Source organism: Tunicatimonas sp., from assembly GCF_049647865.1.
In the GTDB taxonomy this organism is placed as follows: Bacteria; Bacteroidota; Bacteroidia; order Cytophagales; family Cyclobacteriaceae; genus Tunicatimonas.
On the sequence record NZ_JBARYM010000048.1, the window covers coordinates 1 to 6,002 of the forward strand.

At 44.8% G+C, this 6,002-nt stretch carries 6 protein-coding genes; all 6 read right to left on the reverse strand.

Annotation, left to right across the window (positions count from 1 at the left end; genetic code table 11):
• Positions 1–275 (reverse strand): MATE family efflux transporter (locus tag WBA23_RS01885; protein ID WP_424580542.1); only part of this gene is annotated, 275 nt, incomplete at its 3' end.
• 223 nt (positions 276–498) lie between these two features.
• Complete coding sequence (locus WBA23_RS01890) at positions 499–840, reverse strand: phage holin family protein (RefSeq protein WP_424580543.1); 342 nt, start codon at positions 838–840, stop codon at positions 499–501.
• Positions 841–1,232: 392 nt separating this feature from the next.
• Positions 1,233–2,594: a TolB family protein gene (locus WBA23_RS01895; protein WP_424580544.1), complete on the reverse strand. Its 1,362-nt coding sequence runs from the start codon at positions 2,592–2,594 to the stop codon at positions 1,233–1,235.
• A gap of 9 nt (positions 2,595–2,603) precedes the next feature.
• Positions 2,604–3,980: a hypothetical protein gene (locus WBA23_RS01900; protein ID WP_424580545.1), complete on the reverse strand. Its 1,377-nt coding sequence runs from the start codon at positions 3,978–3,980 to the stop codon at positions 2,604–2,606.
• A 186-nt stretch (positions 3,981–4,166) separates the two neighbouring features.
• Positions 4,167–5,513 (reverse strand): hypothetical protein, encoded by a 1,347-nt coding sequence (locus tag WBA23_RS01905; protein WP_424580546.1) that lies wholly within the window; start codon positions 5,511–5,513, stop codon positions 4,167–4,169.
• Positions 5,514–5,780: 267 nt separating this feature from the next.
• On the reverse strand, positions 5,781–6,002 hold a 222-nt coding region (locus WBA23_RS01910; RefSeq protein ID WP_424580547.1), incomplete at its 5' end, for a sulfatase/phosphatase domain-containing protein.

Below are 6,002 nucleotides of genomic sequence, written 5' to 3' on the forward strand. Positions count from 1 at the left end.
GTTGCCATACTAAGGCCAATAGCTACTGCGTAAATAATGGTGAGCACTGATTCGGTAAGGCCTACCGTAGCTACCGCAGTTGTGCTTACTTTACCAACAAAGAAGATATCAACTACCGCGAATAGCGACTCCATCACCATTTCCAGAATCATTGGAACCGACAACAGAAATATGGCCCGACGAATGCTACCGGAGATGAAGTTTGTTTCTGAACCGCTTAGCGCGATACGGAGATTTTTATATAAGTGTTTAATATAGCGGATATACTGAGCCATGCGTGAGAATAATGAAAATGCCAATAAATAATTATTGAGAAAGAATGGGCGATGATGCCCTACTCACACTACTAAAGAAATGTAGTGATAACCCTATCCGAGATTGGCGGGAATGTAAGACACAATGATGGCTCGTATCATTTTCATAATGGCACGAAGGTAAGCAGTAATAACTGAAAATTGCAAATTAGAAGTTAATAATCAGCAATTTACAAATCTCTCTTTATATTCTTTCGGCAATATCGTTGAATAGAGAGCTAAGAATAGCCATAATGATACTAAAGGCTAAAGCCCACCAAAAGTTGCTCACTGCAAATCCAGCGATTAATGCGTCGGTTAATAAAATAATGATTGCGTTGATGACCAGCAGAAATAATCCTAACGAGAGAACGGTGATAGGAATAGTAAGAATGACTAAAATTGGCTTAAGAAAAGTGTTAAACAAAGCCAGAATAACGGCAACAATTAAAGCTGCCCAAAAGCTCGCTACACTGACACCGGGTAACAGATAAGCGGTAATCATAACGGCAATGGCTGATAACAACCACTTTACAATGAGTGACATAGGGATAAGTAATGTTTGGTCAATTAGTCAGAGTAACTTTACGAATAATTGATATAAAGGGTTTAGATAGTTGAGGGCTAATTGATTCTGTTATTGCTCCATTGTTTCGCTCTCGTTGGGTTATATTTAATGCATCCAGTCCTATCCAATAATGGTCATCTTTCTGAGGCTATCTTAACGCTGTAGGCACATTATCCTATTTAGCAGTACTATCCGATACTAATATTGATCCAATACTGCGATTTTGATGAATGGGCACTGAATCTATTCCCCCCTTAGAAAAAGGTGGTAAGGGGAATTTATCATGGAAGCCTCGCTATGAAAGCGCGCCAATCAACTGATATTGGTAGATTAGCCCGTATTTTACGTAAACTTCATAATTACTTATTCACTTACGATAAAACACTCGACAAATCAGCTATTAATACCTGCCTTCTGCCGTCAGGAGCACCGTTGAAACAAACCTGCTGATAATCGTGGCTCCAGACTGGGTGGGCATCTAGTTTGCTTGGCCCCCATGAGCGAGAGATCTTGTAAGGTAATTTGGTAAAGATTGTACAAATTGTTCGTTCTTGTTGTGTTCGCAAGTCCAACAACCGAATAGGTACTTCTCCATCAGCTGTTGCGAAATCCTTCTCCATTGGGTAAGCATCCGCTAGCAAATAGCGGTTATCAGGTGTAACACTAGGGTGACCGCTACCCATATGTTCTATACTCAGCATTTTGAAATCGCTACCATCTATTTTAAATTGGCAGAACCTTAGAGTATTATCGCCCAGCCAGGCGGGGGTTAGATTCATAATAATATGTTTACTATCGGGATGCCAGGTAGGATGGTGGCCGCCCAAGGCCCAACGCTCTCGGGAAACTACCTCTTTTATATTTTTACCATCCCGGTCGCAAGTTAGAAGAACTGGATTCCGGGCGCTTTTTTTGGTTTCGGGTAAGAAAGGATAACGTAGTACCAGCATAATACGCTCCCCATCGGGACTGTATTTGGTATGAAAAAAGTAGAAGGTGCCGTTTTGGTAGAAGTCAGGGTCAGACAAATGGGAGGCAGCCTTCTCTATGCTTACGAGTAGTCTCTTTTGATTGGTTTTAGCGTCGGTGACCCACAGTCCTTCGTCAGCCGCTGCTCCGGGAGGCAACCGTTCAAAACTATCTCTGTTGGCAGAAGCGGCTGGTGGCCCATAGGAGTATTGTGTAACGTTGAGATACTCTAAGGTAGGCCCAATAATAGTTTGACGTTCAGCATCTAAATCGTACTGAGGTCCCAATAGAGCTAGCGTCTCTTCAGTTTCCAGATCAATACGAACGCCTACCGCGTGCTGCTGATCAATTACATCGTTGGTGTAAATATAGCGATCAATGGTTCCCCAGTGAAGATTGGCTCCTAACTGATACCCCCAACTTTGAGTGGTGTACACCGTACGAATACTTCGCTCCTGTAAATCAATGATACAAACGTCAGCCTTATCACCTAATACCGTAATTTTGTCCTGATACGGCATTCGGGTCACAGCTAAGTAACGCCCTGAAGGACTCCAGGGGCAAACATCGTAATAGGTATTGGTATAGAAACCATCGGGAGGGGTTACTTGCCAAATTTCTCCTAGGGTTTTACCGGGCCGATAGGGGCGAAAACGATAGCTGCGAGGGCGGGAAAATTTATTATGACACAGCCAAGCCCCGGGAACAGTAACCATAGCGGTCATCCCGGCGGAAGTAGTAGATAGAAATCTTCTTCGGTTCATACTCGCTAATTAAAAACTCCAGTCAATAGATGCGCTTTCGGCTACATTATTCTGAATAACATGCAACCGTAATAATCCCGATAACAGGTCGCCCACTCCTAATTTTGCTTCGTAGTAAGGATCGTCCTTCTGCCGGACAAATAACCCATCTTGCCACAAATGTTCGATAGCCGTATCGGCGTACTGCTGCGCTTTTTCGAGGTACTCTTTATTTTCGGTAAGTTCGTAGCCATCTAAGTTAGCTTGTATGGCTTCTCCGATGTTCTGAGCGGTAAATGATTCTGGTACAGGTTGACTGTTTGAAACTGCTAAGGCTTTCTCTACCACGGCAATCAACCTATCAGTAGATTCTTGTTTACTCATGTAGGCAGCTACTCTTCCTAACGTTAGCAGGCTAGATGAGCCGTAGCCCTTCTTCCAGGGAGTGGCCCACTGGGAATTCTCTAATGGAGAGCCGTCCAGGTTAAGGGCACTGTAGTATTGTTGTTGTTCTTCGTTCCAGCCATGGCGATCGTAGGCTTTTAGTAACGTTATTGCTTGTTGCTTCATTTCCGAGTTATCGTTAACCTCACCTGCTTTGTAGAGCCAATACGTGTATAACGCCGTGTTGCTGAGGCTAGCATCTTTTCCTCCGCCGTTCGGAGAGAAATGATACAGGCAACCAAAGACCAAATCAGTCCGGCGGTCACGTAGCTTCCAATATAGCGAGCCAATTTGCCAGCTTTTTTCTAGGTAACTTTCATTACCGGTCTGTTGATACAGAAACCCAAACGAGTACGCGTAAAGTGCTGCATGCTTGATCCAGGGCATAACTTCTTGCTGGTATTCTACGCTGTTCCATACGGCATGCCGATTAAACAAGTGCGTTTGTACATCCGGGCCATTAAAATGATACTTCAGTCCTTCAATAGCCCGACGGGTACGGGTCGAGTCAATTGCGTATAGACGAGTCCAGGGCGGTGTCCAGGCAATCAGTTCGTGAGGCATTCGGAAGCCAGGTCTAAAATTGATAAGCCTATCTTCAGCTACTGATACCGTATCGGTGAAAAAACTATAGTACAGATGCTCGCCCCATCCAAATAGCCCCGTTTCCGGATGTTGAGCCCGTTCTAAAAACGCTTCAGAATAGTCATGGGCTGCCTGCTGATACTGATCATCTCCGGTCACTTCCGTTAGCTGGTCAAAGACTGCCAGCGTAACTACATCATGGTAATAATTAGCCCCACCTACCGATCGGTCATGAGGGCGCACTCCTTCGGTAGGGGGCACGCCCCGGATGGGAACAGTACGGTCGCGCGTATCAATGACCCCCGCCCACATGGGGGTAGTGACAGGCCCATAAGCATCTAGCCCCACCGATAGCAACGTATCAGCAAAGGTTTGCACGTAATGCAGGTAGTTTGGTTGAGAGGATTGCCCTAGAACCCATGAAGTTTTAGATAAGATTAGCGAGAGAAGAATAATTGTTCTGGTAAGTGAACACATTGGATTTATCTTCATAAAAGATGTTGGTTATTAAAATTGTGTAGTACGGTTCTTTGTTGTTATAAGCTATTTTAGATCAGTTAATACTCATCCGATAATTTTTGAAATATCAATCATATATATTTGCCGTTGCCCGTTCTGGTGAGTAGAGTCAAATACGATCTTTCGACCGTCCACACTGTACCGCGGGTGCAAATCACAGCGCCATTCACCCTGTATTTCGGGTGGCTCAAAGAACTGTCCTAAGATAACTTTTTTTCCTGTAGGCACACGGTACAGATACAATGTTTGCTTGCGATTTTGCTTATCGGGGTACGTATCATTCAGTATCCATTCGTTATTGGTACCCGGCAAATAGGTTTGGTGGCCGTTCTCAGTCATCACTCCCTCTCCTACCCACTCTACTTGTCGGGTTTGATCTTTAAATAAAAAGAAGCCCCGGCTTTCAAGGTAGTTGGTCCAGGCTAATACGTGCTCAGGATCACGCCAGATGAAGTGGGATGTTTTGCCTGACTGATCTAATTCATAAATATTATCTCCGTTCACATCTGCCGTATACATTCGGGTAGTGTAGTTACCTCGCACGTATTTAGCGTACGCATCTGGTTCTGCTTTCATTTCCGGGGTAAGGGAAAAGTCGCGGTAGCGGTTCAGAAAAATAAAGCGTTTACTATCCGGGCTTACTAGCAAATGATTAAAGTAGTGCCATTTGTCCGCTACTGACTGGCCACGGTGGGGCATTTGAGCTATATGGTTTAGTGAAACCACCAGTTCACTTTCTCCGGTCGCCAGATCCATTCGGTAAATCCCACCTTTTTCGGGTGCTTTTTGATCCACAAACGGATCAGAACCTCCTTTGTAACCGTAGCCTAAGCGCATATTATCAATGCGAGCAAAGTCGGCACACATAGCAAATTTGCCATCAGGACTCACCGTATAAATTGCGCGAGGCAACGTCCGAACCTTTTTGGTTTTAACGTTCAGCAGACGGGTAATGTATTGTTCTCCATCGCGATCAGACGTGATGCGATCATTCCAAAGAATCTCTTCGCTACTTCCGGGCACCCACTGTAACATACAGCCTTGCTGCCAGCCCCAGGCGCGACTTTCGCCCACTTCAATCCATCGGGGCTGACCCTCGGCATTGTCACTCTGTAAATCAACCATGCCAATAGTTAAAACATCATCCGCGGTTGGTGATCGGCCACTGAAATCGACTTGCATACCAAGTGCGTAGCGACCATCGGCACTAATTTGCTGCTTATCGTAGTAACCAAACCAGTGTTCTTCGGGTCCGGAAGTAAGCTGGATGACTGGTAAATCCTCGTTAAACTCAAACCAAGGTGAGGCAGAAAGATGATTAAACCCTGTGGGGATTAGCATGCCGCCTATTCCGGCAAAGAATTGCTGCTTTAAAAAATTTCGTCTTTTCATTCGTATCTGATTTATTTGAAACTCCGATTCAACTCATGATATGGCGGACAATAACTACGTCACAGGAAGCGTAGAAGTTGATATGGCCTAAGCTTCCGTAACCTCCGTAAGGTTGATTCAGCATTCGAGCGTACTTAAAATAATTGTAGACCTACTCCAACACTTTAGTTGCGTTCACCGACGGAAAGCTCCTCAGGAGCCTGAACACAGGAGGAAATAAAGCGGTTAAGCTCCCTTGCCCTAAGATACCACTGGTTCGTCTTCGATTCATCTGGAGGGGGGGATAGGTAGAGGAAGATAATCTTGATACACCATCATCCACTCGTGCAACACTTCTTTAAGTTGCTGTTCCACGTCTGCGTATTTTGGATCACCACTCAGATTATCAAACTCATCGGGGTCTTGTTGCAGATCGTAGAGTTCAAACATACTACGGGGTTCGGCAAAGAAGGCTTGTTTGTACTTTGGGGCTAAGACACCTTGTTGTTC